We start from the raw sequence: 26,741 nt of genomic DNA on the forward strand, positions 1-26,741 counted from the left end.
CCGACTGCCGGAAATTTAACTTAGCGGAAGATGGAGCGCCCGGCATAGAGCGCGACATCGCCAAGCTCTTCTTCGATGCGGATCAACTGGTTATACTTCGCCAGCCGGTCGGAGCGCGCGAGCGAACCCGTCTTTATCTGGCCGCAGTTGGTGGCAACGGCGAGGTCCGCGATGGTCGCATCCTCCGTCTCACCCGAACGGTGAGACATGACCGCGGTATAGCGGGCGCGATGGGCCATATCGACAGCAGCAAGCGTCTCCGTAAGCGAACCGATCTGGTTCACCTTCACGAGGAGCGAGTTGGCAAGACCCTTGCCGATGCCCATTTCCAGCCGCTTCGGATTGGTGACGAACAGGTCGTCGCCGACGAGCTGCACCTTGCCGCCAATCTTGTCGGTCAGCGCCTTCCAGCCTTCGAAATCATCTTCGCTCATGCCGTCTTCGATCGACTTGATCGGATAGTCGGCGCACAGAGCCGCGAGATAGTCGGCCATCTCCACTGGACTGAGCGACAGACCCTCGCCCGAGATCTCATATTTGCCGTTCTTGAAGAATTCGGTCGCGGCGCAGTCCAGCGCCAGCACCACGTCGTCGCCGGGCTTATAGCCCGCCTTCTCGACCGACAGCATGATGAAGTCGAGCGCATCGCGGGTCGAGGCAATGTTCGGAGCGAAACCGCCTTCGTCGCCCACCGAAGTGGCAAGCCCCTTGTCATGCAGGCCCTTCTTCAGCGTGTGGAAAATTTCCGATCCGATGCGAACCGCATCGGCGATGCTCTCCGCGCCGACCGGCATGATCATGAATTCCTGAAAGTCGATCGGATTGTCGGCATGTTCGCCGCCGTTGATGATGTTCATCATCGGCACGGGCAGCACATGGGCGTTGACCCCACCGACATAGCGATAAAGCGGCAGGCCGCGCGCATCGGCGGCAGCCTTGGCCACGGCCAGGCTGACGCCCAGGATCGCGTTGGCGCCCAGGTTCGACTTGTTTTCCGTGCCATCCAGCGAGATCATGGCCGCGTCGACTTCCGCCTGATCTTCCGCGTCGAGGCCGATGATCTGCTCGGCGATCTGGTCGTTGACCGCCGCGACTGCCGCGAGCACGCCCTTGCCGAGATATTTGCTCTTGTCGCCGTCGCGCTTTTCCACCGCTTCATAAGCGCCGGTCGAGGCGCCCGAGGGCACGGCCGCACGACCGAAGCTGCCGTCTTCCAGCATCACATCGACTTCGACCGTGGGATTGCCGCGGCTGTCCAGAATCTGGCGGGCGTGAATGTCGAGAATAGCGGTCATGATCGCTCCTTGAGAAATGGGCCGGGCGCCGTTTTGCGCTCCGCTTAGCCAGCACCTCTGCGATTGGCAATGCGGGGGCTTGCAAGGATTTCAAAAATGCCGATGCTCAAAATAGTAACGGCAACGGAACTGTGTCCAGCGCGAAGCATTAGGAGGGGAACCGCCACGCCGCTTCACGATGGCTCACCGTATCTTGAGGAGACTAGAAGGATGGTCGATACCCCGGAAACGCCCGCACCCAAGGGCCCCAAGAAAACCGGTGCGAAAGCCGACGAGGGCCAGGCCGCCGACACCGCATCGACATCGACGCTGGTAGAGGCCGAGCCTGAAAAGATCGCAGCCACCCGCTCGACTTCTACGGGCAATGCCAACGGCGACGGCGCCGCCTCGCACGGCTGGGCCGCGCAGATCGCGCCCTTGAAGGCGCAGGCTGAAAAGGCGGCAAAGTCCGCGGCCGAAAAGTTCAATGCCGTCGATTGGAAGACGCATCTTGATCCGCTGAAGGATCAGGCTTCGCAGACCGCCCGATCGGCCGCGGGTGTCGCCAAGGACAAGACGGGTTCGGCGATGCAGAGCCTTGCCAAGCTGATCACGGACACGGCTGGCACGGTCGATGCGAAGCTTGGCCCGCAATATGGCGATTATGCCCGGCAGGCGGCGGAATCGGTCGCTGGCGCGGCCAAGTCCCTGGACAGCAAGGATGTCGACCAACTGATGGACGAGGCGCGCGATTTCGTGCGCAAAAGTCCCGCCGTCGCGATCGGGGCAGCCGCTGTCGTCGGCTTCGTCCTGATGCGCCTTGCCAAGGGATCGGACGAAGAGTCCTGAGCATCACGGTGACCGACCCCCATGCAGGTCCCCTTTCCGGGACGGAGGAAATGTTGACAGAGGATGCGACCCTAGTGGCAGAGGCGCCACAGCTCGACGGGCAGGATGACTCCGTCAAACAGGTTCTTTCGCGCCTCTACGCGGATGGACGGGCCTACGCCGAAGCGGAGATTGAAAAGCAGAAGCTGCGCGCGGGCCTGGTCACGACGGGCGTGCGCAATGCAGCGATCCTTGCCGTCCTTGGCGGGGCGCTTGCCTTTGCCAGCCTGATCGCTCTGCTGGTGGGCGTCGTGCTGACGCTTGCGCCCCTGATTGGCGCTGGCTGGGCCACGCTCGCCGTTGTCGGCGGCGCCCTGGTGATAGCAGTGATCCTGCTGCTCGCCGCCAAATCGCGCATCGATCATATGAAAAGGTCGATACGATCATGAGCCAGGAAGAACTGTATCGGCAGGCGTCCGTCCGGGCTGACGAGCGGAAAGCAGCGTTCCTGTCCGCCGCCCAGGTGGCGAAGGCGCGCGTTGCCCCCGCCCGGCTGAAGCAAGATGTGAGGGCAAAGGTCAGCGGCACCGTTCAGAATGGGGCGGCTTCCGCCGTCGCCAAGGTGCAGGAGCGACCGTTCGCCGCCGCTGCGGCTGGCGGCGCGCTGGGAATCTACCTGTTCCGCCGGCCCCTTTGGGCATTGTTACACCGCCTGTATGTTCGGGCACGAAATAGCACACCGGAAACTTCGGAGAAGGACGATGGCTGATATCCGCTCTCAACTGACCAGGGCTCGCGATGCGGCCAATGACATGGCCGAAACGGCCTCGGGCAAATTCAGGGACTCCCGCGACAGGGCGAAGGAAGGCGCGACCGAGCTGATACAAGCTGGCCGCGAGCGCGCATCCGACGCCCGCGAACGCGCAAGTGCCGCCTATGACGATGCGCGCGATCGCTCGCAGCGGATCGCGACGCGCGCCAATGAAATTGTGCAGGAACATCCCATCGCGGCTGTTGCCGGCGCGGTGGCTGCCGGCGCGGTGATCGCCTGGATGTTCCCCAAGAGCCGGGCGGCGATGAAGGCACTTCCGGCGATCGTCTCCACGGCCGGAGCCCGGCTTGCCGAGGCTGCGGTTGCGGCGCGGGAGAGTGCGGCCGAAAGCGCCCAGCAGCTCAAGAGCAGCGCAGGCGACGCGCTCCATGGCGCGAGTGAGAGCGTCAAGGACACCGCCGCTTCCCTCACCAACTCGGCGAAGTCCGCTGACATCAGCGGCAATGCCTCGCGCCTCGCCGATGAGGTCGTCACGCTGGTGTCGGACAAGATCGACGCGATCGGCGAAGCGTTGAAGGCCCGGTTGCCGAAAAGGTAATCGGCCTGCCGGTAATAGCACGCCATATCCGCCGCCGGCACGCTTGGAGCTGTGCCGGCGGGCTGCTATCACCGCCGCTCACTCAACAGGAGATAATCAAGCTACCATGAGCAAGCTGCACTTGGTGATGGGCGGTCGCGTGAAGGATCCGCAGACGCTGGAGTTCGACGATTTGAATTCCATCGAGGTGGTGGGAATATTCCCCGACTATGCTTCGGCTGAAAATGCCTGGCGCGGGGCGGCGCAGCGCACCGTCGATGATGCCGAGATGCGCTATGTGATCGTGCATCTGCATCGCTTGCTGGAGCCCGACCTGCCGCCGGCCAAGTAACAGTCAGTCAGGATTGGGGCTGCGACTTCTTCCGGAAGCGCCACAGAAGCAGCGGGCGCGTAAGCGCAAGCCCCACCAGAAAGCCGCCAATATGTGCGGCGATTGCGATCTGACCCAGATCGCCCAGACCGCCTCCTGCTCCGCCGGAAGTAGCCAGACCGATCATCAACTGAATGCCGATCCAGCTTGCGGCGAGCCAGAGCGCGCGCACGAGATTGGCCGAGAGCGGTCCGATCCTTCGCACATTCTGCTGGCTGTAAAGCAGCGCATAGGTCGCGATGATGGCGGAAATGGCGCCGCTCGCGCCAACCATGGGGTTGGGGGAATGGGGATCGATCGCCCATTGCAGGGCCGTCGCACCATAGGCGCCTGCGACGTAGAGGATGAGCGTCGCGCCCTTGCCCAGCACTTGCTCCACCTGCCGGCCGCAGAAAAGGAACATGAACAGGTTGAACCCGACATGCAGCCAGTTTGCATGAACCAGCGTGCAACTGATCGGGGTCAGCCAGACCGGCACTGCCGCCATTCCGGCCAGAAGAGCGCCATCCTCGATCCGCGCCGGGATGAAACCGGCGATGATCGCGGCATTATCCACCTGCCCTGCCAGATAGATCAACAGGAAGGCGACGAATGTGATCGCCGCGATCCCGTTGGTCATGCGGCCAGCAGGCAGCTTCATGGCATCAAATGAAATCGATTTTGTCGACCAGGTAGAATTTGTCCCCCGAAGGAACGGACACTTCGACCTCTTCACCGATCTGGCGGCCGATCAGCGCCCGGCCGAGCGGGCTGTTATAGCTGATCATGCCAGCCTTGGCGTCCGCCTCGGCCTGACCCACGATCTGATATTTGACCGGCTTGTCGTCCTCATCGAGCAGCGTGACCGTCGCGCCGAACACGATCTTGTCGCCCGACAGCGTCGTCGGGTCGATGATCTGGGCGCGGGACAGCTTGTCTTCCAAGTCGGCAATGGTCGCCTCTACTTGGCCCTGACGTTCCTTGGCCGCATGATATTCGGCATTTTCGGAAAGGTCGCCATGCGCGCGGGCTTCCTCGATGGCGTCCACGATCAGGGGCCGCTCGGCCTTCAGTTCGCGGAGCTGCGCATTGAGCTTGTCATAGCCCATTTGCAGCATCGGCATCTTCTCGACGGTCGCCATTATTGCAAATCCTTCGTCAAAACTTCCCTTTGGCGGCCCCGACCTTGGAGCAACCCGCAGCGTGCTTCCTTGTGCAGGGGATCAGGCTTGCGACACGGGATAATAGGACTGGAGCGACCGCACTTCAAGGGCATGCCCCCGAAGAGCTTCGATCGCGTCCGCCGCAGCAAGGCTCGCGGCGGCGGTGGTGAAGCTGGCGACCTTGGCACGCAGCGCGCTGGTGCGGATCGCCTTGCTATCCTTGAGCGACTGCCAGCCCTCCGTCGTATTGAAGATCAAATCGACATCACCGTCGGTAATCTTGTCCACGATGTGCGGGCGTCCTTCCGCCACCTTGTTCACGCTCTGCACGGCGATGCCCTGATCTTCCAGATAGCGCGCGGTGCCGCCGGTCGCGATGATGGTAAAGCCCATCGCCGCCATCTTCTGCACGGCGGGCAGGACCACCGGCTTGTCGCTGTCCTTGACCGATACGAAGACCGTGCCGCTGGTCGGAAGCAAGGTGCCGCCGCCGAGCTGCGACTTGGCAAAGGCAGTAGCGAAATCGCTATCGATTCCCATAACTTCGCCGGTACTCTTCATTTCCGGCGAGAGGACCGGATCGACGCCGGGGAAGCGCGCGAAGGGGAAGACAGCTTCCTTGACCGCGATGTGCTTGATCGCGTTGCGGTCAATCTTCGGCAGGTCCTTGAGCTTCTCGCCCGCCATGACGCGGCTGGCGATCTTGGCGATAGGCGTGCCGATCGCCTTGGCGACGAAGGGCACCGTGCGGCTGGCGCGCGGGTTGACCTCGATAAGGTAGACCACGCCGTCCTTGACCGCGAACTGGATGTTCATCAGGCCACGGACGGACAGGGCGCGCGCAAGCACGTCAGCCTGGCGCTCGATTTCCGCAATGATCGCATCGGACAGGCTGTAAGGCGGCAGAGAGCATGCAGAGTCGCCCGAGTGGACACCCGCTTCCTCGATATGCTGAAGCACGCCCGCGACCACCACATCATCGCCGTCGCAGAGCGCGTCCACATCCACTTCGGTCGCGTCGCGCAGATATTGGTCGATCAGCACCGGGGAGTCGCCCGACACCTGAACCGCAGTGGCGATATATTCCTCCAGTTGCGCCTGACCGTCGACGATCTCCATGGCGCGGCCGCCCAGGACGTAGGACGGGCGCATCAGCACCGGATAGCCGATGCGGTTGGCGACGGCGATCGCCTCCTCCCGGCTGCGGGCGATGCCGTTGGCGGGCTGCTTGAGCTTGAGCTTGTCGATCAGCGCCGCGAAGCGCTCGCGGTCCTCGGCCAGGTCGATCGCGTCGGGCGAAGTGCCGAGGATGGGCACGCCCGCATCCTCCAGCGCCTGTGCGAGCTTGAGCGGCGTCTGACCGCCGAACTGGACGATGACGCCCGCGAGCGTGCCAGCCGACATTTCTACGCTCAGGATTTCCAGCACGTCCTCGGCTGTCAGCGGCTCGAAATAGAGGCGGTCGGACGTGTCATAGTCGGTCGATACGGTTTCGGGATTGCAGTTGACCATGATCGTCTCATAGCCCGCTTCCGCCAGCGCGAAGCAGGCGTGGACGCAGCAATAGTCGAACTCGATGCCCTGGCCGATGCGGTTGGGGCCGCCGCCCAGGATGACGACCTTCTTCCGGTCGCTGGGCTGCGCCTCATTCTCCGCCTCGCCGAAGATCGGCGCTTCATAGGTCGAATACATGTAGGGCGTCTTCGCCTCGAACTCGGCGGCGCAGGTGTCGATGCGCTTGAAGACCGGACGCACACCCAGCTTGTGGCGTAGACTACGCACTTCCTTTTCGGTGACGCCGCCCGTCATCGCCTTGACCGCTTCGTGGATCAGGCCCGAGCCCCGCGCGATGCCGCGTTCCATGCCGCGCAGATTGGCGGACTTGAGCGCGAGATGAGCAAGACGCTGGTCGGAAAAGCCCATCGCCTTCAGACGGCGCATGCCATCGGCATCCTGCGGCAGGCCGTTCGCGAGCACTTCCGCTTCCGCGTCGATGATTTCCTTGATCCGCTCAAGGAACCAGGGATCGAACTTGGCGATGCTGTGGATTTCGGCGACGCCGAGGCCCTCGCGCAGAGCTTGGGCGGCAACCAGCAGGCGATCAGGCGTCGGCTGCGCCAGCGCGGCGACGATGTCGTCCTTGGGCGCGCCTACAAGATGCGCCACCTCGTCGAAGCCGCAGAGGCCGGTTTCGAGTCCGCGCAGCGCCTTCTGCATCGATTCATGTATGTTGCGGCCGATCGCCATCACCTCGCCCACCGACTTCATCGCGGTGCCGAGCAGCGGCTCGCTCCCCTTGAACTTTTCAAAGGCGAAGCGCGGGATCTTGGTCACGACATAATCGATGGTGGGTTCGAACGACGCGGGGGTGGCGCCGGTAATGTCATTCTCGATCTCGTCCAGCGTATAGCCGACGGCCAGCTTCGCCGCGACCTTGGCGATGGGGAAGCCAGTCGCCTTCGACGCCAGCGCCGAGGAGCGCGAGACGCGCGGGTTCATCTCGATGACGATCAGGCGGCCGTCCTTCGGATTGACTGCGAACTGTACGTTAGAACCGCCTGTCTCGACGCCGATTTCACGCAGCACCGCGATGCTCGCGTTGCGCATGATCTGATATTCCTTGTCGGTCAGCGTCAGCGCGGGCGCGACGGTGATGGAGTCGCCCGTATGGACCCCCATCGGATCGACATTCTCGATCGAGCAGATGATGATGGCATTGTCGTTGCGATCGCGCACAACCTCCATCTCATATTCTTTCCAGCCGAGGAGCGACTCTTCGATCAGAACCTCGGTCGTAGGGGATGCGTCCAGCCCTTCGGCGACGATCCGCTTGAACTCTTCCTTGTTATAGGCGACGCCGCCGCCGGTGCCGCCGAGCGTGAAGCTGGGGCGGATGATGGACGGCAGGCCGGTGAACTCCAGAGCCTCCAGTGCTTCTTCCATAGTATGGGCGATGCGCGAGCGGGCGGATTCCAGCCCGATCTTGTCCATCGCATCGCGGAATTTCAGGCGATCCTCTGCCTTGTCGATGGCCTGTGCGTCGGCGCCGATCATCTTGACGCCGAACTTGTCCAGCGTGCCGTCATTGAACAGGGCCAGCGCCGTGTTGAGCGCCGTCTGGCCGCCCATGGTCGGCAGCACCGCGTCAGGGCGCTCCTTCTCGATGATCTTCGCCACGATTTCGGGCGTGATCGGCTCGACATAGGTGGCGTCGGCAAATTCCGGGTCGGTCATGATGGTGGCCGGGTTGGAATTCACCAGGATGATGCGATAGCCCTCTTCCTTGAGCGCCTTCACCGCCTGCGTGCCCGAATAGTCGAACTCGCAAGCCTGGCCAATGATGATCGGGCCAGCGCCGATGATGAGGATGGAGGAGATGTCGGTGCGCTTGGGCATTATTCGGCCTCTGGTTTAACGGTGGAAGGCGCTGGCGCGCACAATGGACGAAATGGCGATCAATGAACTTGTCCGGACCGGACCTCGCAGCCCCAGCCGTCATATTCGACGCCGCAGAGGATTTCGATCTGGAGGCACTTCTTCGTCAGGGCGCGGATCGACTGTTCATCGACCGGCTGCACGCATTCGAGGAAGAGGAACAGGTCGCCATCTTCATCCTCTTCGCGATCTAGTTCGATGAAGCCAAACTGGCTGGCGATCGTCAGGACGCGCTTGAAATCCTTTTCGCTGCCCTTGAAGCTGACGTCGACCGGCCGCGCGATGCGCGCCACGTCGCCATTCGCCGCGAGATTGGCGAGGACGGACTTGTCCGCCTCCCACTCTGCCGCGAGGCGGGCTTCGTCAACGGGGGGCAGGTCGAGGCTCACTTAAGCCCCTCGACGAAGCGCTGGAACAGGTAGAAGCTGTCCTGAGGGCCGGGCGAGGCTTCGGGGTGATACTGGACCGAGAAGGCCTTTTTATCCGTCAGTTCGATGCCGCAGTTGCTGCCGTCGAAGAGCGACACATGGGTCGGCTTCACATTGGCGGGCAGCGTGTCGGCGTCGACCGCGAAGCCGTGGTTCATCGATGTGATCTCGACCAGACCGTCCGACAGGCGCTTGACCGGGTGGTTGGCGCCGCGATGGCCCTGGTGCATCTTGATCGTCTTCGCGCCGGCGGCGAGCGCCAGCATCTGGTGGCCGAGGCAGATGCCGAAGACGGGCTTGTCGGCTTCCAATACCTTCTGGATGACGGGGACGGCATGTTCGCCGGTCGCGGCCGGATCGCCGGGGCCGTTGGAGAGGAAGACGCCGTCGGGCTGCTGTTCCATCACCTGCTCGAAGCTGGCGGTGGCGGGGAGCACGGTGACGCGGGCGCCGGCCTTTACCAGATTGCGGAAGATATTGTTCTTCGCGCCATAATCGATCGCGACGACATGGGGGCGGCTATCCTCTGCCTCATCCTTGCCGTAGCCGAAGCCCAGCTTCCACACGCCGTCCTTCCAGAGGCGGCTTTCCTTGGCGGAGACTTCGATGGCGAGGTCCATGCCTTCGAGGCCCGGCCAGGCCGCAGCCTTGGCAGCGAGGGCGTCGAGGTCGAACTTGCCTTCGGGATCATGGGCGATGACGACATTGGGCGCGCCCTTCAGGCGGATCAGCCTAGTCAGCGCGCGGGTGTCGACACCGGCGAGGCCAATGCGGCCATTCTCGCGCATCCACTGGTCGAAAGGCTCGACATTGCGGAAGTTGCTGGGCGCGGTCACGTCCTGCCGCACGATGCAGCCGAGCGCGTGGGGCAGGTCCGCCTCCACATCGTCCAGGTTCGTGCCGACATTGCCGATATGTGGGAAAGTGAAATTGATGATCTGGCCCGCGTAGGAAGGATCGGTCATGATCTCCTGATAGCCGGTGATCGAGGTGTTGAAGCACAGCTCGCCCACCGCTTCACCCACCGCGCCGAACCCGCGACCGAAGACGGCCGAGCCATCGGCAAAAACCACCACCCCTGTCGCTCCTTTGGGCACAATGAGGGTCTTGGCGTCAGCCATGGTCATATCGTCCTTTATGCTTTTGCGGGAACCCGTCTGGAGCGGGTTAAACGGCCGGTCACCTATGCCCTGCGCCCCGCGCGGTCAACCGCTGTTAAAAATCTCTTTTGACGTTATATCTGATCCTTTCCCGACAGACAGGATTCATTCGCCTATGATTCGCGATGCTATCAAGAGTGCGCAGGTAGAAGCCATGAAAGCCGGCGAGAAGGATCGCCTGGCCGCCGTGCGGCTGATCCTCGCCAAGCTCAAGGACCGCGACATCGAACTGCGCACCGCCTCCAGCGTGCCCGAAGATGACACTATCGTGGTCGAGGTTCTCCAGAAGATGGCGAAGCAGCGCCGCGAATCCATCGAAATGTTCCGCAATGGCGGGCGCGACGAACTGGCGGCCAGGGAGCAGGCGGAACTGGATGTGATCGACAGCTTCCTGCCGCAGCAGCTGAGCGAGGGCGAGACCAGGGCCGCGATCGAGGGGATCAAGGCCGAGGTGAATGCCGCGAGCGTCAAGGATATGGGCAAGGTCATGGCCGTGCTCAAGGAACGGCACGGCTCGGTGATCGACATGAGCAAGGCCAGCGGGTTGGTGAAGGCAGCGCTTTCCTGAGATTAGGAACTTCGTGAGTCTCTCCCCCGCCTTCCTCGATGAACTGCGCGCGCGGACGTCGCTGTCCACGCTGATCGGTCGCTCCGTGAAGGTGCAGAAGGCGGGCCGCGAATATAAGGCGTGCTGCCCCTTCCATAACGAAAAGACGCCCAGCTTCACGATCAACGACGAGAAGGGCTTCTACCACTGCTTCGGCTGCGGGGCGCATGGCGACGCGATCCGGTGGATGACCGATCAACGCGGCCTGCCCTTCATGGAGGCCGTGAAAGAACTGGCGCAGGCAGCGGGCATGGACGTGCCCGCGCCCGACCCGCGCGCAGCGAAGCGGGCGGAGCAGGCAAAGGGGCTGCATGATGTCATGGCGGCGGCGCAGAGCTTCTTCGAGGATCAACTCGGCGGGATCGATGGAGCGGAGGCGCGGGATTATCTTGGCCGGCGCGGGATCAGCGATGCGACGCGGCGGGCATTCGGCTTTGGCTATTCGCCGGATTCGCGCGGCAGGCTGAAGACGGCGCTCAAGGACTTGGGCGAGCCCATGCTGATCGAGGCGGGGCTGCTGATCGACCCGGACGGCGAGCGCGACAGCTATGACCGGTTTCGCGGGCGGCTGATGCTGCCGATCCGGGACATCCGCGGGCGGGTCATCGCTTTTGGAGGGCGCATATTGGGCGCGGGGGAGCCCAAATATCTGAATTCGCCGGACACGCCGCTCTTCGACAAGGGACGGACGCTCTATAATATCGATCGCGCCTCGCCTGCCAGCCGCCAGACCGGCCGCGTCATCGTCGTCGAAGGCTATATGGACGTGATCGCGCTGGCCCAGGCGGGCTTCGGGGAAGCCGTGGCGCCCCTCGGCACCGCGCTGACCGAGCATCAGATCGAGCGACTGTGGAAAATGGCCGATGTGCCGCTGCTCTGCTTCGACGGGGATGCGGCCGGGCAGAAGGCGGCGATCCGGGCGGCGACGCGCGCCCTGCCCCTGCTGCGTCCTGGAATGAGCCTGGCCTTCGCGACACTGCCGGCGGGGCAGGACCCCGACGATCTGATCCGTGCGGAGGGCCCAGGGGCGATGGAGGCAGTCCTCGGCGCGGCCGAGCCGCTGGTCGAGCGGCTCTGGAAGTTCGAGCAGTCCGCCGCTCCGCTCGACACGCCGGAGCAGCGGGCGGCGCTTAAGCAGCGGCTGTCCGCCATCACCGAGGCCATCGCCCATCCCGATGTGCGGGCGCATTATGTCCATGCTTTCCGTGAGCGTTATGACGCGCTCTTCTTTGCGCGGCCGGCCTATACGCCCCGGCATCAGCGGATGACGGGGGCGCGATCCGGCTGGCAGCGCGACCGGCGCGGCAACTGGAAACCGCCCCTCCCCCCCGCCGGCAACGAAGCGCGGGCGATCGGCGCGAGCGGAATGGAACAGCGGCTGCTGCGGGCTATTCTGGCCAGTCTGCTGCGGCATCCAGAGCAGATCGCGCTCCACCGGGAAATGCTTTCCGGGCTGCGAATCGGCGACCCGCTGCTCGCCGAACTGCTGGCCGCGATGATCGCGGCGTCCTTCGGCAAAGAAACAGTTGAAACCGGTGCCCTCCTTACCATATTGGGCCAAGGTGAAGTGTATAATATGGCGAAGGGGATGCTTCGGGCCGACACGTTCACATTCACCCCTCATAGGATGAAAGCCGATGCCGGTCGCGTGCAGCGCGATCTGGACGAAGCCATCCGCGTGATGGCGCAAGGACCGGAGCTGGAGGCGGCGTTGGCGGAAGCCACCCGGCGGGCGAGTGACGATCTCAACGAGGAAACCTTTGCCGAGCAGCAAAGGGTCCGTCAGTTGAAGCTGGATCATGATCGCCGCCTGGCGGAACTGGCGCAGTCCGAGGACATTGTTTGATTTTGGACCAGCCCGGAAGGGCCGGCGCAGTTAAGGCGATTAAATGGCGAGCAAGGCGAACAGCAAGGGTGCGGGCGAGGATGCGGATACCGGCGATGCACCGCTGCTGGATCTGAACGAGGCGTCGGTCAAGAAGCTGATCGCCCGCGCAAAGAAGCGCGGCTACATCACTTATGATGAGCTGAACGATGCCCTGCCGCAGGACCAGATGTCGTCCGAGCAGATCGAGGACATCATGTCCGCGCTCAATGAAATGGGCGTGAACATCGTCGAGAATGAGGAAGTCGGCGAGGATGGTGAGGATCAGCGCGACGATAGCGACGATGACTCGACCGACGATGGTGCCGAGGATGATGGCGCGCCCAAGCTCGTCACCGAGAAGAAGAAAGAGACGGTCGATCGCACCGACGACCCGGTGCGGATGTATCTGCGCGAAATGGGCGCGGTGGAACTGCTCAGCCGTGAGGGCGAAATCGCCATCGCCAAGCGGATCGAGGCCGGTCGCGACACCATGATCCTGGGGCTGTGCGAGAGCCCCACGACCTTCAACGCGATCATCGAATGGTCGACCGCCCTCAACAATGGCGAGATGCAGCTGCGCGAGATTCTCGATCTCGACGCCATGTTATCGAAGGACCCTGCGCCTGAAAATCTGGAGGAAGGCGCCGAGGACGACGATGGCGAGATTAGCGAGAAGACCGCGGGTCCCAGCTTCAAGGAAGAGGAGGAGCCCGAGGAGGAATCCGCCGATTCCGACGAGGAAGAGGACGGCCTGACCGAACGCCGCGCCCGCCGGATGGAAGAGGAAGAAGAGGAGGATAACACCCTCTCCCTCGCCCAGATGGAAGAGACGCTGAAGCCGATGGCGCTGGAGAAGTTCGCCGCCATCACGGAGATTTTCCGCGCTTTCTCCAAGGCGCAGGAAACACGCATGATCGCCATGGCGATCGGCGAGACGCTGAGCCAGCAGGACGAGGACGAATATCAGGAGCTGCGGGAGCAGCTGACGGCCGAGGTCGAGAGCGTCCAGTTCCACCAGCAGAAGATCGAATATCTGGTCGACCAGCTCTATGCCTATAACCGTCGCCTGACGGCGCTGGGCGGGCAGATGCTGCGGCTGGCCGAGCGGCACAAGGTCAGCCGCAAGGATTTCCTCGACCGCTATGTCAATCATGAGCTGGACGACGGCTGGATCGACAAGGTGTCGGGGCTCGACAAGAAGTGGGCTGCCTTTGCCGCTGCCGAGGGGCGTGCGGTGGAACGCATCCGTGTCGAAGTCAGCGAGATCGCGCAGGCGACCGGCATGTCGCTTTCCGAATTCCGCCGCATCGTCAACATGGTGCAGAAAGGCGAGCGCGAGGCCCGCATCGCGAAGAAGGAAATGGTCGAAGCCAACCTGCGCCTCGTCATCTCCATCGCTAAAAAATATACGAACCGCGGCCTGCAATTCCTTGATCTTATTCAGGAAGGCAATATCGGCCTGATGAAGGCGGTCGATAAGTTCGAATATCGCCGCGGCTACAAGTTCAGCACCTATGCGACCTGGTGGATCCGCCAGGCGATCACCCGGTCGATCGCGGACCAAGCGCGCACCATCCGTATTCCGGTCCACATGATCGAGACGATCAACAAGCTGGTTCGCACCAGCCGCCAGTTCCTGCACGAGCAGGGCCGCGAGCCCACGCCCGAGGAAATGGCCGAGCGTTTGTCCATGCCGCTGGAGAAGGTGCGCAAGGTGATGAAGATCGCCAAGGAGCCGATCTCTCTCGAAACGCCGATCGGCGACGAGGAAGATTCGCACCTGGGCGATTTCATCGAGGACAAGAATGCGATCATCCCGGTAGACGCCGCGATTCAGGCGAACCTTAAGGAAACCGTCACCCGCGTCCTGGCATCGCTCACCCCCCGCGAGGAACGCGTGCTGCGCATGCGCTTCGGCATCGGCATGAACACCGATCACACGCTGGAGGAGGTCGGTCAGCAGTTCAGCGTTACGCGCGAACGTATCCGCCAGATCGAGGCGAAGGCGCTTCGCAAGCTGAAGCATCCGAGCCGCAGCCGGAAGATGCGCAGCTTCCTCGATCAATAGAGGCCGGGACGCGACGAGACGATGCAGAGGGGCGGCTTTCGGGCCGCCCTTTTTCATTGGCGTAAACCCCTCTTTTACCTCGAATGCCTAGTGTCGGGGAAAGGGGTGAACGGCCCGGTTGGGCCAAGGGACGGATCGATGAGCGAAGCAGCTGCACGCTACCATTATGGCAACATATCGCAGGTGCTGGAGGCGCTGGTCGCTGCCGACGGCACCGCTGGCCATCCCTATCCCAGCGGTGCCCGTATCGGATTTGGACGCGAAGCATCGGTGATGCTGCCCGATCTGGCCGATGCCGCCCATTATCTCTGCATGCTGCACGGCCGCCATCCCGGCGTCGTCGATTATGCGGCAACCCGGTCCGCCGACAATTCGGCTCGCAACTGGCTGATCCAGGCAGCCGACGGTTTTGCCCGCGAGCGTGCTTACCTCGCTCAGGTGACGGTGGCGGTTGGCCCCGCGCCGAGCACCGCCGGACAGAGCGACTGCGAAACCGTCGTCAGTCAGCAAAGGCACGCGCTCGACATGCTGGCTCAGTCGGACAGGCGGGGCTGCGCCATGGGCGCGGCGGTTGCGCTGGTGCTCGACTGGCACGCAGTGCGCCATGTGCTCGACATAGCAGCGATCCGGGTGGGGCTGGAGCCGCATCGCAGCGACTTGCCCGACCGCGCGGCTACGTTGCAGGTCGCTGAGGCGATAGGCGGCGATGATGCCATCGACCGGGCGATCCAATTCGGTGCGCGGCAGTTGCTTAATCAGCATCGGGGCTTATGGGACCTGCTTCAAGCCCGCGCACGAATTCGCGCCGTCAGCCCCGATAGACACGCATAAACGCATTGCGCTGACCCGCCTCTTTGCCATAGTTCGGCCCGATAAAGAGGAAGGCAGCCAGGCTATGCGGTTTGAAGGTACGAAGGATTATGTCGCCACCGACGATTTGAAGGTCGCTGTCAACGCCGCCGTGCTGCTGCGCAGGCCGTTGCTGGTCAAGGGCGAGCCTGGGACCGGCAAGACGGTGCTCGCGCAGGAAATCGCAAAGGCGCTCGACGCGCCGCTGATCGAATGGAACGTCAAATCCACGACCAAGGCGCATCAGGGCCTTTATGAATATGACGCCGTGGCGCGTCTGCGCGACGGGCAACTGGGCGACCCGCGCGTTCACGACATCAGCAATTATATCCGCAAGGGAAAGCTGTGGGAGGCGTTCACCTCGCCAAAGCTGCCCGTCCTGCTGATCGACGAGATCGACAAGGCCGACATCGAATTTCCCAACGATTTGTTGCAAGAACTCGATCGCATGGCCTTCCACGTCTATGAAACGGGTGAAACGGTCGCGGCGCAGGAACGGCCCGTGGTGGTCATCACCTCGAACAATGAAAAGGAATTGCCGGACGCCTTTTTGCGCCGCTGCTTCTTCCACTATATCAAATTCCCCGATCGCGAGACGATGCAGTCGATCATCGACGTGCACTTCCCGGGTATCCAGAAGATGCTGGTGAGCCGCGCGATGGACATCTTCTATGAGGTGCGCGAGGTTCCCGGCCTCAAGAAGAAGCCGTCGACCAGCGAGTTGCTCGACTGGCTGAAGCTGATCCTGAACGAGGACATGCCGCTGGACGTGCTGCAGGAGCGCGACCCGACCAAGGCGATCCCGCCGCTTCACGGTGCGCTGCTGAAGAACGAGCAGGACATCATGATGTTCGAACGGCTCGCCTTCATGGCGCGCCGGCAGGGGCGCTGAACCATGGCGCATGGTGCGGGCTGCCTATGCGGTCAGGTCCGCATCAGCATCGATGCGGAACCGATGGCCGCACGCATGTGCTGGTGCCGACTGTGCCAATATCTGGGCGGCGGATCGGCTACGGTGAATGTCTGCTTCCCGGCGGACAAGGTGACGACCACCGGTACTGTGCAATGGCATGCCAGCACCGCCGACAGCGGCAATGCGATGCGCCGCGGCTTTTGCCCGGAGTGCGGGACGCCCCTTTTCAGCCTGGCCGAATCGCGGCCGCACCTGACCTTCATTCGCGCGGGCGCGTTGGACGATCCGGAGCTTATGGCGCCCCAGGCGATCATCTGGACGGAAGCGGCGCCCGCTTGGGCGCATTTCGATCCGGATCTGCCTCATTACCCAGCGCAAATTCCGCCGGTCGCCTGAAAAGCCCGCTTGCCTAGTGCCTGCAATTAGGCTCAACTTCCCGTTCTGACGTTCAAGCCGCGCAAAGACGGTGCGAATATGGGAAGGATGCCAATGCCGAAGCGTGCGTTGTCTATTCTGTCGGCCGTGCTGGCTCTGTCGGCACCTGCGCTTGTGCGCGCGGCGGAGGAACAGGAAGCCTGGACACCGACCACCACCGCCCTGCGGGCCGATGCCGCCGGGATCAGCTTGCCCCAGACGGTAGGCGGGCTGTCACTCTCCAAAAGCGGGGAATTGTCGAAGGGCGGCCGGGGCGTCGACAATTACGCGCAATATTTATCGGACGATGGCGCAATTCAGGCGACGCTCTACGTCTATCTGCCCAGCTATGCCGACGCTTCGCTCGCGGCTTATATGACGGACAAGGCCATCATGGCTCGGTTCGGATCGAAGACGCGCCGGACGGCCTACGGCAGCGTTCCCGTTGCGGGGCGGAGCCACGGCGCGATCCGCGCGGTCTATGACGATGCGGCGGATGGCGCTCTGACGACGGCTGCGGCTGTGGTTCATTCCGGGCGGTGGCTGGTCAAGCTGCGGATTACCGGCCCTGCGGACCGGCGCGGCGAGGTTGTGAGCGGGCTTGACGCGATGATCGGCGGATTGAAATTCGACGATGCTGGGGCGATCCGGGCGGCGACACCCGCCCGATTCCCTGCATGCCCGGTGGCAGACAAGGGCGACGCACGACTGACCGAACCATCGAGCCCGGGTCGGGCAGCGCGCCCGGCCTCCCATGATGGCGGCGCGCATTGCGTCCGGGGCAAGGTGGAGGCTGCCGAGGGCAGCTACGACATTCTGCAGCAGGCCGGTGTGCAGGACGGCGCTGTAATCGTGCCGGTCGATGATGCCGGAACGGTGCTGGCGTTCGACCCGGCGGACGCCAGCAAGGGCTATCGATTGTCGATCCATTCGGTCGGGCAGACCGATCTCTACGGCGTGTATGACAAGGTGCCCAGCGCGCGGCAGATCGCCCAGATCATCGACGGCAAGGACCCGCAGACGGCGCAAGCCGGCGCTGTCGCGGCCTTTGCTGCCAGTGGAGAGGTAACCGTTCGAAAGGGAACGACGACGACGACACAGTAACCGCTCGACGGGTTGTGCTCAGATCAGGTAGCCGACCTCGTACAAGCCCCAGCGGCGTCCGCGGAAATGAAGCGGCACGAACACGCTGCGCAGCGCGCGGTAGCGGCCTTCGCCCAGATCCTGCCGGTAGGTGAAGAGGAAGAAGTCGCCTTCCCCATCCAGTGCCCTGCGCGTCTGGTTGTCCATGAAGATGCGGCGGTTACGCGCATGCTCCATATTCCAGAGCAGTTGTCCTGCGCGCTGGGGATGCGAACGCTCCGTAACATGGGTCGGCAAATAGCCGTTCATATCGACAAGGCAACAGCCGACGATCGCCCGATCCTGCGCCGTGCGCCGATCGAGCAACGGCCGTAGGGCAGCGTCGGCGAAATGCGTGAAGCCATTCTCGAATTGCAGCGGCTCCGACCCTGGAATCGGGCGATAATCCGTGTCGAACAGCGCGGCCATGTCGATCTGTTCCCGATCGAGCGCCTGTTCGATCAGCGACATGACCTCTGCTGCTCCCTCCTCCGCCAGGGCGATGTAGCGGCTGTTGCGCGTGACGTGGCCGGACCGCGCCGTCCGGTTCAGCATGTCGTTCGCCATGCCCTCCAGCGCTTCCAACTGGCTCCGCGCAGTCTCTACCCTGCCCGCGCTTTCGGCGGCGGATCGGCTGAAAAGGGAGAGCCCCTGACGGAGCGCGGCGACATCCCCATCAGCCTCCGCCGTGCAGGTCACGATCGTTTCCGACCGGGCGCCGAACTGGGTGACCAGCGACGCAATCTCGGCCATGGCGACCCGCAGCGTATCGATGTGAGAGCCTACGTCCCGCCCACGCCGGATATTTCCCTCCACACCGCCGATAAGCTGGCGCGCATCGCGGTCGAGTTGGCCAAGCTTGTCACCGACGGATGCGGCGGATTCGCCGGCCTGCCCGGCGAGCCTGCGAATCTCGTCCGCCACGACAGCAAAGCCCTGCGTCGCCTCACCCCCACGCGCAGCCTCGATCGCCGCGTTGACGCCGAGGAGGCGGGTTTGCCGCGCGATGGCGCCCAGTTGCCCGGATATGTCGCCAACAGTCTCGATCACCTGAAGAAAGCGCCGAAGATGCTCGTCAAGCCCTGTGACATTCTCAACCAGCTCAGCGACTTCCCCCAGTGAGCGGCTGATCGCCTCATGCCCCTCGGCAACGATTTTTCCGGCCCGGCTTGCCGTCAGGCTGAGTTCCTGCGCAGCCACGACGCTTTCCCGCTGACTGACCGTCAGCGCCTCCATGTTCGACTGCAACTCGCCAAGCCGTGCGGAATCAGCGGAAATGCGGCGAGTAAGTTCACTGAGATAGCCCGCAGTCTCGCTGCAGTGCAATGCAACGTTGCCGGACCTTTCTCCTAGATCAGCTAGTAAATCGCTGTTTTCCAATGCTGCCCCGCTTGATGTTGTCGAAATGGATAGTGCCTCGTTAACCTTGCATTGCAACAGCTAAGATTTTGCGAATGCAAAACCTGCCTTCCAACTTGCGTCGCCATGAAAGCTGGCCGACAAGGGCGGCGCCATGATGCTGAACTTTCTCGACGCCCTCCGCGCTGCTGGCATATCCGCCAGCATCAAGGAGCATCTGCTTCTGCTCGAAGCGCTCGACCATGAGGTTATCGAGCGCAGAACGGAAGACTTCTACTATCTCGCGCGCGCCACCTATGTGAAGGACGAGGGTCTGCTGGACCGCTTCGATCAGGTATTTGCGCGCGTGTTCAAGGGATTGATCGGCCCCGAGACGGCTGAGGCTGAAATACCTGAAGAGTGGCTACGGCTGGTCGCGGAAAAATTCCTGAGCCCCGAGGAGATGGAGAAGATCAAGTCCCTCGGCAGCTGGGACGAGATCATGGACACTCTGAAGAAGCGCCTGGAGGAGCAGAAGGGCCGTCATCAGGGCGGCAACAAGTGGATCGGCACCGGCGGCACCTCTCCCTTCGGCCACGGCGGCTATAATCCCGAAGGCGTCCGGATCGGCGGCGAGAGCCGGCACAAGCGCGCGATCAAGGTGTGGGAGAAGCGCGAATTCGCCAATCTCGACAACCAGAAGGAACTGGGCACGCGCAACATCAAGATAGCATTGCGGCGGTTGCGGCGTTTCGCGCGCGAAGGCGCTGCCGATGAGCTCGACCTTGATGAAACGATCCGGGGCACGGCACGCCAGGGCTGGCTGGACATTCGGATGCGGCCGGAGCGGCACAATGCGGTGAAGCTGCTGCTCTTCCTGGACGTGGGCGGATCGATGGACCCGTTCGTTTCGATGTGCGAGGAGCTTTTTTCCGCCGCGACGAGCGAGTTCAAGAATCTTGAATTCTTCTACTTCCACAATTGCTTGTATGAAGGCGTGTGGAAGGACAACCGCCGTCGCTCTTCAGAGCGGACGCCAACCTGGGACATTCTCCATAAATATGGGCATGACTATAAGGTCGTTTTCGTCGGCGATGCGGCGATGAGCCCCTATGAGATCACCCACCCCGGCGGTTCGGTGGAGCATATGAATGAGGAAGCCGGCGCGGTTTGGCTGAACCGGGTGCTGCATACTTACCCCGCCTCCATCTGGCTGAACCCGGCGCAGGAGAAGCATTGGAATTATAACCAGTCCACCAAGCTGATTCGCGAGATCATGGGCCAGCGCATGTATCCGCTGACGCTGGAGGGGATTGACGCAGGGATGCGGGAACTCACCCGGAAGCGCTGAGGCTCTTCAAACATCGTCAAGCAGGTTCGAACAGGACTCCGCCTGTCATCGGCGCGGGTGCGCCGGTGGTGCCGGGAAAGCTGATCGGCAGGCCCAGCAGATGGCGGACCGCCATATAGGCAAAGCCCTGCGCCTCCAGCGCGTCACCGTCCCAGCCCAGTTCATCGACGCTGCGGACCTGCGCGCCGGTGCGGGCGGCGAGCATCTGCATCAGCGTGCGATTATGGCGGCCGCCGCCCGCGACGTAGACATGTGTCGGGCGCTCGGGGAGATGATTGACACCCCGCGCCACGGCAGCTGCGGAGAAAGCGGTGAGCGTCGCGGCACCGTCTTCCAGCTCCATGTCGCGGACGGGTTCCATGGTGAAGGCCTCGCGATCGATGCTTTTGGGCGGAGCGAGGTCGAACCAGGGGTCGGCCAGCATCGCCGCGAGCCGCGATTCGTCGACCGTGCCAAGCGCAGCGGTGGCGCCGCCTTCATCGAAGCCGCGGTCGCTGTGGGTCTGCATCCAATTGTCGATGAGGCCGCTCGCCATGCCGGTATCGAAGGCGATGATGTCCCCGTCGGACCCGATCGCCGTAATATTGGCGACCCCGCCGAGATTCAGGATGGCGACCGGCTTGGGCAGCGCATGGGCCAGCGCCCGGTGATAGACCGGCAGCAGCGGAGCGCCCTGCCCGCCCGCCGCAACGTCGGCGCTGCGCAGATCGCCGACCACCGGGATGCCGAACGCACCGGCGAGTGCGGCGCCGTCACCGATCTGCCAGGTCCAGCGCCGTTCCGGGCGATGCGCGACCGTGTGGCCGTGGAAGCCGATGACCGCAATATCCTGCGTCACATGGCCGCTGCGCGCGAGCAGGTCAGAAACGGCCTCTACATGAAGTTCGGTCAGTTCTTCCTCGACGGCGTGGATCAGCGGTTCGAAGCCGGGCCTCTCCATCGCCATTGCGCGCTGGCATGCTTCGGCCAGGCGAACTCGGAAGCCATCGCTGTACGGCATCGCGTGGAATGCCACGCCGCTGCTGCTGCCCTGCCCGTCGGTTTCGATCAGCGCGGCGTCGATGCCGTCGCGCGAGGTGCCCGACATCAGGCCGATTGCCAGCATGGGGTAACTCTCCGTCAAATATGGTCCTTCCGCTCCGATCAATCTGTGGGGCGGAATGGATCCTGAAACAAGTTCAGGATGAGATGCCGAGCCACGTTCGGGCGCGACTGCTCAACATATTGTTGAGGCCGGGTCACGATGCTACAGGCGCGCAGGTTATGACCAGCTACTCATCCGATCTGCTCCGCCTGCTCGAAACGCGCGGCTACATTCACCAGCTGACCGACGCGGAAGGGCTGGACGCACTCGCCGCCAAGCAGATCGTGCCTGGCTATATCGGCTTTGATCCCACCGCGCCTTCGCTGCATGTCGGCCACCTGGTGTCGATCATGATGCTGCGCCAGTTGCAGAAGGCGGGGCACAAGCCGATCGTCCTGATGGGTGGCGGCACTGGCAAGATCGGCGACCCGAGCTTCAAGGATGAGGCGCGCAAGCTGCTGACGACCGACCTGATCGCGGAGAATGTCGCGAGCATCAAGCGGGTGTTCGAACGTTTCCTGACCTTCGGAGACGGGCCTACCGACGCGATCATGCTCGATAATGCCGAGTGGCTCGACCGGCTGGAATATATCCCTTTCCTCCGCGATATCGGCCAGCATTTCTCGGTTAACCGGATGCTGAGCTTCGATTCGGTGAAGCTGCGGCTCGACCGGGAGCAGTCGCTGAGCTTCCTTGAATTCAATTACATGATCCTCCAGGCCTATGATTTCCTGGAGCTGTCGCGCCGGTCCGGCTGCCGCTTGCAAATGGGCGGGTCGGACCAGTGGGGCAATATCGTCAATGGCGTCGAACTGGCGCGGCGCGTGGACGGAACCCAGGTATTCGGCCTCACCACCCCGCTGCTGACCAATGCGGACGGCAGCAAAATGGGCAAGACCGTCGGCGGCGCGGTGTGGCTGAACCAGGATCAGCTTTCCAACTATGATTATTGGCAGTTCTGGCGGAACACCGCTGACGCTGATGTCTCAAACCGGCTGCGGCTGTTCACCGACCTGCCAATGGATGAGGTGGAGCGGCTGGCTGCGCTGCAAGGCGCAGAGATCAACGAAGCGAAGAAGATCCTCGCCAATGAGGCCACTGCGCTGTGCCGCGGCGCTGAAGCAGCGGTTGCGGCAGCGGAAACGGCTCGCAAGACCTTTGAGGAGGGCGCGTCGGACGCCAACCTTCCCACCGTGAGCCTGGGCGCCGAGGGGCTGAACATCGTTCAGGGCACGACGGCACTGGGCTTTGCCGCCTCCAACAAGGAAGTGCGGCGGAAGCTCGCCGAAGGCGCCATTCGCGTGAACGGCGAAGTGGTGAGCGACCCTGCCCTGACGCTGAAGCCCGGCGACAAGCTGAGCTTCGGCGCAAAGAAACATGGGTTAATAACCGCCTGAATTTATACAGAACTAAGGGCGTGTTAACCATGGCAGGTAAGGAAGACTCTATCTTCCTTACCCTAGACTTTGCTCATGCCATCCGTTCTCGCCAGCCTCGCCCATGTCGCCAAATCCCGCGATCCGGACGTCAACCAGCGACGGGCGCCCCGCGTCCTCGTCGATATGGTCAGCCATGTCGTGGCGCGGGGGCGATCCCAGGGTGTGCGGATCATCAACATCTCGTCCCTGGGCCTGATGTGCCGCACCGACGCGGAACTGTTTATCGGCGAGCGCATATCGGTTTGGCTCCCGATCGTGAAGGAGGTCACCGCCGAGGTCCGTTGGGCTGAGGACGGCCGGGTCGGTGTCGAGTTCATGACGCCGATCGAGCCGCGCATGTACGACGCGATGCTCTCCCTCATCCCGCCGCGACAGACGGCCTGGTAAACGCCTCGGCAAAGCCTTCGCCTGCTTCGAGGCGATGGCGCGAGCGGACCAGCGCTTGCGGCATTTCGGTCCGCAGATAGTTCATCATGACCTCGCGCACCTCGCAGCGCAGGTCGAACGCGATGCCGGCGTTCCGGGCGCTCAAAAGGCCGCGCAGTTCCAGTGCATCGGCTTTGTGGTCGGTCACCTGCAAGATCGCCACCCGACCGTCCCAGCGGCTATTGGCTTTGACCGCTTCGATGAATTTGGCGCGGATCGGCTCTATGTCGGTCGCCGGGTCGACATAGAGGAACACCGTGCCGAGCAGGTCGGAGGTCTTGGTCGTCCAGTTCTGGAACGGCTTTTCCAGAAAATAGGAAACGGGCACGACCATGCGCCGATCGTCCCAGATGCGGACGACGACATAGGTGAGCTTGATATCCTCTATCCGGCCCCATTCACCCTCCACGATCACGACGTCATCAAGGCGGATCGGCTCTGAAAATGCCATCTGGATGCCCGCGATGAGGTTCTTGAGCGCAGGCTGGGCGGCAGCGCCGACGGCAAGACCCGCGAGGCCGGCCGACGCCATCAGTGTAACGCCGATGGTGCGCACGCCGGGTATGGCGATCAGCATCAGGGAGAGGATGATGAAGCCGATCACGCACTGCGCCACCCGGTAGAGGATACGGATGCGGGTGTGCTGCCGCCGGGCCTTGAGATTGTCCTCGACTGTGATGTCGCTGCGCCGCTCCAGCAGGATACGGCTGGCGCGCATGGCGGCCAGGATCAGCCAGCCCATCAGCAGGATGAACAGCATCTTGGAGCCGATGGACCAGATCGCTTCGATCCTGTCGCTGAAGGTTAGCGGCTGAATGCCGGCCGCGAGCGCCATCAGCACCACGATCCACCGTGTCGGGTGATAGATGGCGGGAAGGATCACCGGATCCATGCCGATGCGGCGTGCGATGCGGGTGGCTGCCCAATAAGCAAGCCAGTGCAGCACGAAGGCTATGGCGACCGATAAGGCGACAGAGATCGCGGCGGCTGGCGTGATGGAATGCAGGCTGATGTCGGATTGCATGAGATCGGCAACGACAGGGCAGCGCGATGGTTTCGCAGGTGCGGTAGGGAGCCGGGGTGAGCCGTGTTCCTGCGAAGGTAGGAACCCACTTCGCGGCTCCGGCCATGCGGCTAACGCCTCAACTGGGCTCCTCCCTGCGCAGGAGCACGGCAGCCTCTATCCGCTGCGGAGCAGGCCCACAGCTGCGTCGCGCTCGAAGAGATAAAGGCAGGTGCGGGCCGCCGCCCCTCTAGCTTCGGTGAGGCCGCCGTCCCGGTCAATCAGCAGATGCGCGTCGTCGCGGGCGGAATCGAGCAGGGCGGCGAGATGTTCAGGCGTCGCAAGCTTCAGCTGCTGCTCACCCGACTGGCGCGTGCCGAGGATTTCGCCGGCGCCGCGAAGGCGCAGATCCTCTTCGGCAATACGAAAGCCGTCATTGGTTTCGCGCATCAGGGCAAGGCGCGCGCGCGAGGTTTCCGAAAGCGCGCCGCCCCGCAGGAGGATGCAGACGCTATGATTCTGCCCGCGCCCGACCCGCCCCCTCAGTTGATGCAGTTGGGCAAGGCCGAAGCGGTCGGCGCCTTCTATGATGATGAGGTTGCTGTTGGGGACATCGACGCCCACTTCGATGACGGTGGTGGCGACGAGTATCTTGGTGCGGGCGGATGCGAAGGCTTCCATCGCCGCATCCTTTTCCGGTCCCTTCATGCGGCCATGGACGAGGCCCACCAGATCACCGAAACGCGCCTTGAGCGTCTCGGCACGGGCTTCCGCGGCGGCCAGGTCGCTGCTTTCACTTTCCTCGACCAGCGGGCAGACCCAATAGGCTTGTCCGCCGCCCTCGACATGGCGCACGAGCGCATCGACTACTTCATCGAGGCGGTTCGCCGACATGACGACAGTCTGGATCGGCTGGCGCCCGGGCGGCATCTCGTCCAGACGGGACACGTCCATCTCACCATAATAGGTGAGCGTTAGGGTGCGCGGGATCGGGGTGGCGGTCATCACCAGCAGGTGCGGCGTGCGCTCGGCCTTGGCGGCGAGCATCATGCGCTGCGCCACGCCGAAGCGATGCTGCTCATCGATCACCGCGAGGGCGAGATTCTTGTAGCGGACGGCTTCCTGAAAGATAGCGTGGGTGCCGACGAGAATGTCGGTGCTGCCGTCCGCAAGCCCCATCAAGGTGGACTCGCGCGCCCTTCCCTTCTCGCGACCAGTGAGGATCGCGATGGTGACGGGCAGGCCCGACGCCATCTTGCGCAGCGTCTCGAAATGCTGCCGGGCCAGGATTTCCGTGGGGGCAAGGAGCGCGCCTTGGGCTCCCGCCTCCACCGTGTTGAGGAGCGCCATCAGCGCCACCAGTGTCTTGCCAGAGCCGACATCGCCCTGGAGCAGGCGGAGCATGGGCACCGGCTGGGCCATGTCACCCTCGATCTCACCCGTGGCCCGCCGTTGCGCGCCGGTGGGCGCGAAGGGTAGTTTGAGCATGGCGCGGAGGCGGCCGTCTCCCTCGATCGGGACGCCCCGGCGCTTGCGGGAGGACTGCCGAACCAGCATGAGCGCCAGCTGGCCGGCGAAAATTTCATCATAGGCCAGCCGCTCGCGCGCCTTGGCGTCGCTGGGATCGGCGTGGATGCGGGTGAGCGCTTCATGCCAGCTCGGCCATCCCTTTCGCGCGAGCAGGCTGGGTTCGATCCATTCGGGCAGGTCGGGCGCGCGGCTCAGGGATTGCGCGACCAGATCGCGCAGGCGATTATTGGTGAGGCCCTCCGACAGGCCATAGACCGGCTCGCGCGCGGGAATCGTCGCGGCTTCTTCCGGGGCCAGCACATGATCCGGATGAACGATCTGGAGATTGTCGCCATAGGCCTCCAGCTTGCCGGAGATGAATTTGGGCTCGTTCAGCGGCAGCAGCTTGCGCGGCCAGGCGCTGTTGCGGCCGAAATAGACGAGCGCGACGCTGTTGCCATGACGGTCCTGCGCGATCACGCGGAAGGGCGCACGCGCGCTCCCCGATGCGCGATAGTCGGTAGGCGTGAGCGTGATGCCGATAACGCGGCCCGAATCGCTCAAGCTCAGCTCATCGACCATGCGGCGATCAATGAAGCTGACCGGCAGATGAAAGGCTACGTCGACGGCGCGGGCAAGGCCAAGGCGCTCCAGCGGCTTGGCAAGCGCGGGGCCGACGCCTTTCAGCGCTTCGATTTCGGTGAAGAGTGGGTTGAGGATATCCGGGCGCATGTCTATCTGACG

25 protein-coding genes are annotated in these 26,741 nt (G+C 63.3%); 15 read left to right on the top strand and 10 right to left on the bottom strand.

All coding sequences use genetic code 11. The annotated features are described in order from the left end of the window. Positions 1 to 20 precede the first annotated feature (20 nt). Entirely contained in the window at positions 21 to 1,295 is a 1,275-nt protein-coding gene (gene eno / locus L858_RS0108265; RefSeq protein ID WP_022682678.1) for a phosphopyruvate hydratase, read from the bottom strand. 210 nt (positions 1,296 to 1,505) lie between these two features. On the opposite strand from eno, the gene L858_RS0108270 reads away from it, so the two are divergent. From L858_RS0108270 to L858_RS0108290, 5 genes are all read left to right on the top strand, one after another. After that, on the top strand, positions 1,506 to 2,123 hold the full coding sequence (locus L858_RS0108270; protein ID WP_022682679.1) for a hypothetical protein: 618 nt from the start codon (positions 1,506 to 1,508) through the stop codon (positions 2,121 to 2,123). A gap of 8 nt (positions 2,124 to 2,131) precedes the next feature. Then, complete coding sequence (locus L858_RS0108275; protein WP_238564944.1) at positions 2,132 to 2,551, top strand: phage holin family protein; 420 nt, start codon at positions 2,132 to 2,134, stop codon at positions 2,549 to 2,551. Next, positions 2,548 to 2,871, top strand: coding sequence for a hypothetical protein (locus L858_RS0108280; RefSeq protein ID WP_022682681.1), 324 nt, complete (start codon positions 2,548 to 2,550; stop codon positions 2,869 to 2,871). The genes L858_RS0108275 and L858_RS0108280 overlap by 4 nt, the downstream gene beginning before the upstream one ends. Then, positions 2,864 to 3,472 (top strand): DUF883 family protein, encoded by a 609-nt coding sequence (locus tag L858_RS0108285; RefSeq protein ID WP_022682682.1) that lies wholly within the window; start codon positions 2,864 to 2,866, stop codon positions 3,470 to 3,472. Before L858_RS0108280 ends, L858_RS0108285 begins: the two co-directional genes overlap by 8 nt. Positions 3,473 to 3,578: 106 nt before the next feature. Continuing rightward, positions 3,579 to 3,803: a DUF4170 domain-containing protein gene (locus tag L858_RS0108290; RefSeq protein ID WP_022682683.1), complete on the top strand. Its 225-nt coding sequence runs from the start codon at positions 3,579 to 3,581 to the stop codon at positions 3,801 to 3,803. Positions 3,804 to 3,810: 7 nt separating this feature from the next. Here L858_RS0108290 and L858_RS0108295 read toward each other — a convergent pair whose 3' ends face one another. From L858_RS0108295 to carA, 5 genes are all read right to left on the bottom strand, one after another. Then, positions 3,811 to 4,482, bottom strand: coding sequence for a rhomboid family intramembrane serine protease (locus L858_RS0108295; protein ID WP_022682684.1), 672 nt, complete (start codon positions 4,480 to 4,482; stop codon positions 3,811 to 3,813). 4 nt (positions 4,483 to 4,486) lie between these two features. Then, on the bottom strand, positions 4,487 to 4,963 hold the full coding sequence (gene greA / locus L858_RS0108300) for a transcription elongation factor GreA (RefSeq protein WP_022682685.1): 477 nt from the start codon (positions 4,961 to 4,963) through the stop codon (positions 4,487 to 4,489). Between the two features lie 81 nt (positions 4,964 to 5,044). Continuing rightward, positions 5,045 to 8,380 (bottom strand): carbamoyl-phosphate synthase large subunit, encoded by a 3,336-nt coding sequence (gene carB, locus L858_RS0108305; RefSeq protein WP_022682686.1) that lies wholly within the window; start codon positions 8,378 to 8,380, stop codon positions 5,045 to 5,047. Positions 8,381 to 8,439: 59 nt separating this feature from the next. Further along, complete coding sequence (locus L858_RS0108310; protein ID WP_022682687.1) at positions 8,440 to 8,808, bottom strand: ribonuclease E inhibitor RraB; 369 nt, start codon at positions 8,806 to 8,808, stop codon at positions 8,440 to 8,442. Continuing rightward, positions 8,805 to 9,968, bottom strand: coding sequence for a glutamine-hydrolyzing carbamoyl-phosphate synthase small subunit (gene carA, locus L858_RS0108315; protein ID WP_028055949.1), 1,164 nt, complete (start codon positions 9,966 to 9,968; stop codon positions 8,805 to 8,807). The genes L858_RS0108310 and carA overlap by 4 nt, the downstream gene beginning before the upstream one ends. Before the next feature lie 154 nt (positions 9,969 to 10,122). On the opposite strand from carA, the gene L858_RS0108320 reads away from it, so the two are divergent. From L858_RS0108320 to L858_RS0108350, 7 genes are all read left to right on the top strand, one after another. After that, positions 10,123 to 10,575, top strand: a complete 453-nt coding sequence (locus L858_RS0108320; RefSeq protein ID WP_022682689.1) for a GatB/YqeY domain-containing protein — start codon at positions 10,123 to 10,125, stop codon at positions 10,573 to 10,575. A gap of 13 nt (positions 10,576 to 10,588) precedes the next feature. After that, positions 10,589 to 12,460, top strand: coding sequence for a DNA primase (gene dnaG, locus L858_RS0108325; protein WP_028055950.1), 1,872 nt, complete (start codon positions 10,589 to 10,591; stop codon positions 12,458 to 12,460). Between the two features lie 43 nt (positions 12,461 to 12,503). Further along, positions 12,504 to 14,549: an RNA polymerase sigma factor RpoD gene (gene rpoD / locus L858_RS0108330; RefSeq protein WP_022682691.1), complete on the top strand. Its 2,046-nt coding sequence runs from the start codon at positions 12,504 to 12,506 to the stop codon at positions 14,547 to 14,549. Between the two features lie 138 nt (positions 14,550 to 14,687). Further along, positions 14,688 to 15,380: a DUF6975 family protein gene (locus tag L858_RS0108335; protein ID WP_022682692.1), complete on the top strand. Its 693-nt coding sequence runs from the start codon at positions 14,688 to 14,690 to the stop codon at positions 15,378 to 15,380. A gap of 64 nt (positions 15,381 to 15,444) precedes the next feature. Beyond that, positions 15,445 to 16,290: an AAA family ATPase gene (locus L858_RS0108340; protein WP_022682693.1), complete on the top strand. Its 846-nt coding sequence runs from the start codon at positions 15,445 to 15,447 to the stop codon at positions 16,288 to 16,290. A 3-nt stretch (positions 16,291 to 16,293) separates the two neighbouring features. Then, entirely contained in the window at positions 16,294 to 16,707 is a 414-nt protein-coding gene (locus L858_RS0108345) for a GFA family protein (RefSeq protein ID WP_022682694.1), read from the top strand. Between the two features lie 93 nt (positions 16,708 to 16,800). Next, entirely contained in the window at positions 16,801 to 17,829 is a 1,029-nt protein-coding gene (locus tag L858_RS0108350; RefSeq protein ID WP_022682695.1) for a hypothetical protein, read from the top strand. A gap of 18 nt (positions 17,830 to 17,847) precedes the next feature. On the opposite strand, the gene L858_RS0108355 is transcribed toward L858_RS0108350, so the two are convergent. Then, entirely contained in the window at positions 17,848 to 19,227 is a 1,380-nt protein-coding gene (locus tag L858_RS0108355) for a methyl-accepting chemotaxis protein (RefSeq protein ID WP_028055951.1), read from the bottom strand. A 133-nt stretch (positions 19,228 to 19,360) separates the two neighbouring features. Here L858_RS0108355 and L858_RS0108360 point away from each other — a divergent pair, with 133 nt between their 5' ends. Then, positions 19,361 to 20,536 (top strand): vWA domain-containing protein, encoded by a 1,176-nt coding sequence (locus L858_RS0108360; RefSeq protein ID WP_022682697.1) that lies wholly within the window; start codon positions 19,361 to 19,363, stop codon positions 20,534 to 20,536. Between the two features lie 16 nt (positions 20,537 to 20,552). On the opposite strand, the gene L858_RS0108365 is transcribed toward L858_RS0108360, so the two are convergent. Beyond that, entirely contained in the window at positions 20,553 to 21,641 is a 1,089-nt protein-coding gene (locus L858_RS0108365) for an anhydro-N-acetylmuramic acid kinase (RefSeq protein WP_022682698.1), read from the bottom strand. Between the two features lie 158 nt (positions 21,642 to 21,799). On the opposite strand from L858_RS0108365, the gene tyrS reads away from it, so the two are divergent. After that, positions 21,800 to 23,017: a tyrosine--tRNA ligase gene (gene tyrS, locus L858_RS0108370; protein ID WP_022682699.1), complete on the top strand. Its 1,218-nt coding sequence runs from the start codon at positions 21,800 to 21,802 to the stop codon at positions 23,015 to 23,017. 75 nt (positions 23,018 to 23,092) lie between these two features. Next, positions 23,093 to 23,446 (top strand): PilZ domain-containing protein, encoded by a 354-nt coding sequence (locus L858_RS0108375; RefSeq protein WP_022682700.1) that lies wholly within the window; start codon positions 23,093 to 23,095, stop codon positions 23,444 to 23,446. Here the strand turns inward: L858_RS0108375 and L858_RS0108380 are convergent. Both L858_RS0108380 and recG read right to left on the bottom strand, forming a co-directional pair. Beyond that, positions 23,418 to 24,509, bottom strand: coding sequence for a mechanosensitive ion channel family protein (locus L858_RS0108380; RefSeq protein ID WP_022682701.1), 1,092 nt, complete (start codon positions 24,507 to 24,509; stop codon positions 23,418 to 23,420). The two genes, L858_RS0108375 and L858_RS0108380, sit on opposite strands and share 29 nt — an antisense overlap. Positions 24,510 to 24,665: 156 nt before the next feature. After that, the gene (recG, locus tag L858_RS0108385) at positions 24,666 to 26,729 is read right to left on the bottom strand and encodes an ATP-dependent DNA helicase RecG (protein WP_022682702.1); all 2,064 of its coding nucleotides are present in this window, start codon (positions 26,727 to 26,729) and stop codon (positions 24,666 to 24,668) included. Positions 26,730 to 26,741: the final 12 nt, after the last annotated feature.

The sequence above is a fragment of the Sphingobium bisphenolivorans genome, assembly GCF_000412635.1.
GTDB lineage: Bacteria > Pseudomonadota > Alphaproteobacteria > Sphingomonadales > Sphingomonadaceae > Sphingobium > Sphingobium bisphenolivorans.

Excerpts from the sequence above, each read along its gene's own strand:
- L858_RS0108380 (WP_022682701.1), bottom strand. The coding sequence starts at position 24,509 with ATGCAATCCGACATCAGCCTGCATTCCATCACGCCAGCCGCCGCGATC.
- L858_RS0108335 (WP_022682692.1), top strand. The coding sequence starts at position 14,688 with ATGAGCGAAGCAGCTGCACGCTACCATTATGGCAACATATCGCAGGTG.
- greA (WP_022682685.1), bottom strand. The coding sequence starts at position 4,963 with ATGGCGACCGTCGAGAAGATGCCGATGCTGCAAATGGGCTATGACAAG.
- L858_RS0108340 (WP_022682693.1), top strand. The coding sequence starts at position 15,445 with ATGCGGTTTGAAGGTACGAAGGATTATGTCGCCACCGACGATTTGAAG.
- L858_RS0108280 (WP_022682681.1), top strand. The coding sequence starts at position 2,548 with ATGAGCCAGGAAGAACTGTATCGGCAGGCGTCCGTCCGGGCTGACGAG.
- carA (WP_028055949.1), bottom strand. The coding sequence starts at position 9,968 with ATGGCTGACGCCAAGACCCTCATTGTGCCCAAAGGAGCGACAGGGGTG.
- L858_RS0108350 (WP_022682695.1), top strand. The coding sequence starts at position 16,801 with ATGCCGAAGCGTGCGTTGTCTATTCTGTCGGCCGTGCTGGCTCTGTCG.
- L858_RS0108365 (WP_022682698.1), bottom strand. The coding sequence starts at position 21,641 with ATGCTGGCAATCGGCCTGATGTCGGGCACCTCGCGCGACGGCATCGAC.
- L858_RS0108285 (WP_022682682.1), top strand. The coding sequence starts at position 2,864 with ATGGCTGATATCCGCTCTCAACTGACCAGGGCTCGCGATGCGGCCAAT.
- L858_RS0108360 (WP_022682697.1), top strand. The coding sequence starts at position 19,361 with ATGATGCTGAACTTTCTCGACGCCCTCCGCGCTGCTGGCATATCCGCC.
- L858_RS0108295 (WP_022682684.1), bottom strand. The coding sequence starts at position 4,482 with ATGAAGCTGCCTGCTGGCCGCATGACCAACGGGATCGCGGCGATCACA.
- L858_RS0108345 (WP_022682694.1), top strand. The coding sequence starts at position 16,294 with ATGGCGCATGGTGCGGGCTGCCTATGCGGTCAGGTCCGCATCAGCATC.
- L858_RS0108270 (WP_022682679.1), top strand. The coding sequence starts at position 1,506 with ATGGTCGATACCCCGGAAACGCCCGCACCCAAGGGCCCCAAGAAAACC.
- carB (WP_022682686.1), bottom strand. The coding sequence starts at position 8,380 with ATGCCCAAGCGCACCGACATCTCCTCCATCCTCATCATCGGCGCTGGC.
- rpoD (WP_022682691.1), top strand. The coding sequence starts at position 12,504 with ATGGCGAGCAAGGCGAACAGCAAGGGTGCGGGCGAGGATGCGGATACC.
- L858_RS0108320 (WP_022682689.1), top strand. The coding sequence starts at position 10,123 with ATGATTCGCGATGCTATCAAGAGTGCGCAGGTAGAAGCCATGAAAGCC.
- L858_RS0108290 (WP_022682683.1), top strand. The coding sequence starts at position 3,579 with ATGAGCAAGCTGCACTTGGTGATGGGCGGTCGCGTGAAGGATCCGCAG.
- eno (WP_022682678.1), bottom strand. The coding sequence starts at position 1,295 with ATGACCGCTATTCTCGACATTCACGCCCGCCAGATTCTGGACAGCCGC.
- tyrS (WP_022682699.1), top strand. The coding sequence starts at position 21,800 with ATGACCAGCTACTCATCCGATCTGCTCCGCCTGCTCGAAACGCGCGGC.
- recG (WP_022682702.1), bottom strand. The coding sequence starts at position 26,729 with ATGCGCCCGGATATCCTCAACCCACTCTTCACCGAAATCGAAGCGCTG.
- L858_RS0108375 (WP_022682700.1), top strand. The coding sequence starts at position 23,093 with ATGCCATCCGTTCTCGCCAGCCTCGCCCATGTCGCCAAATCCCGCGAT.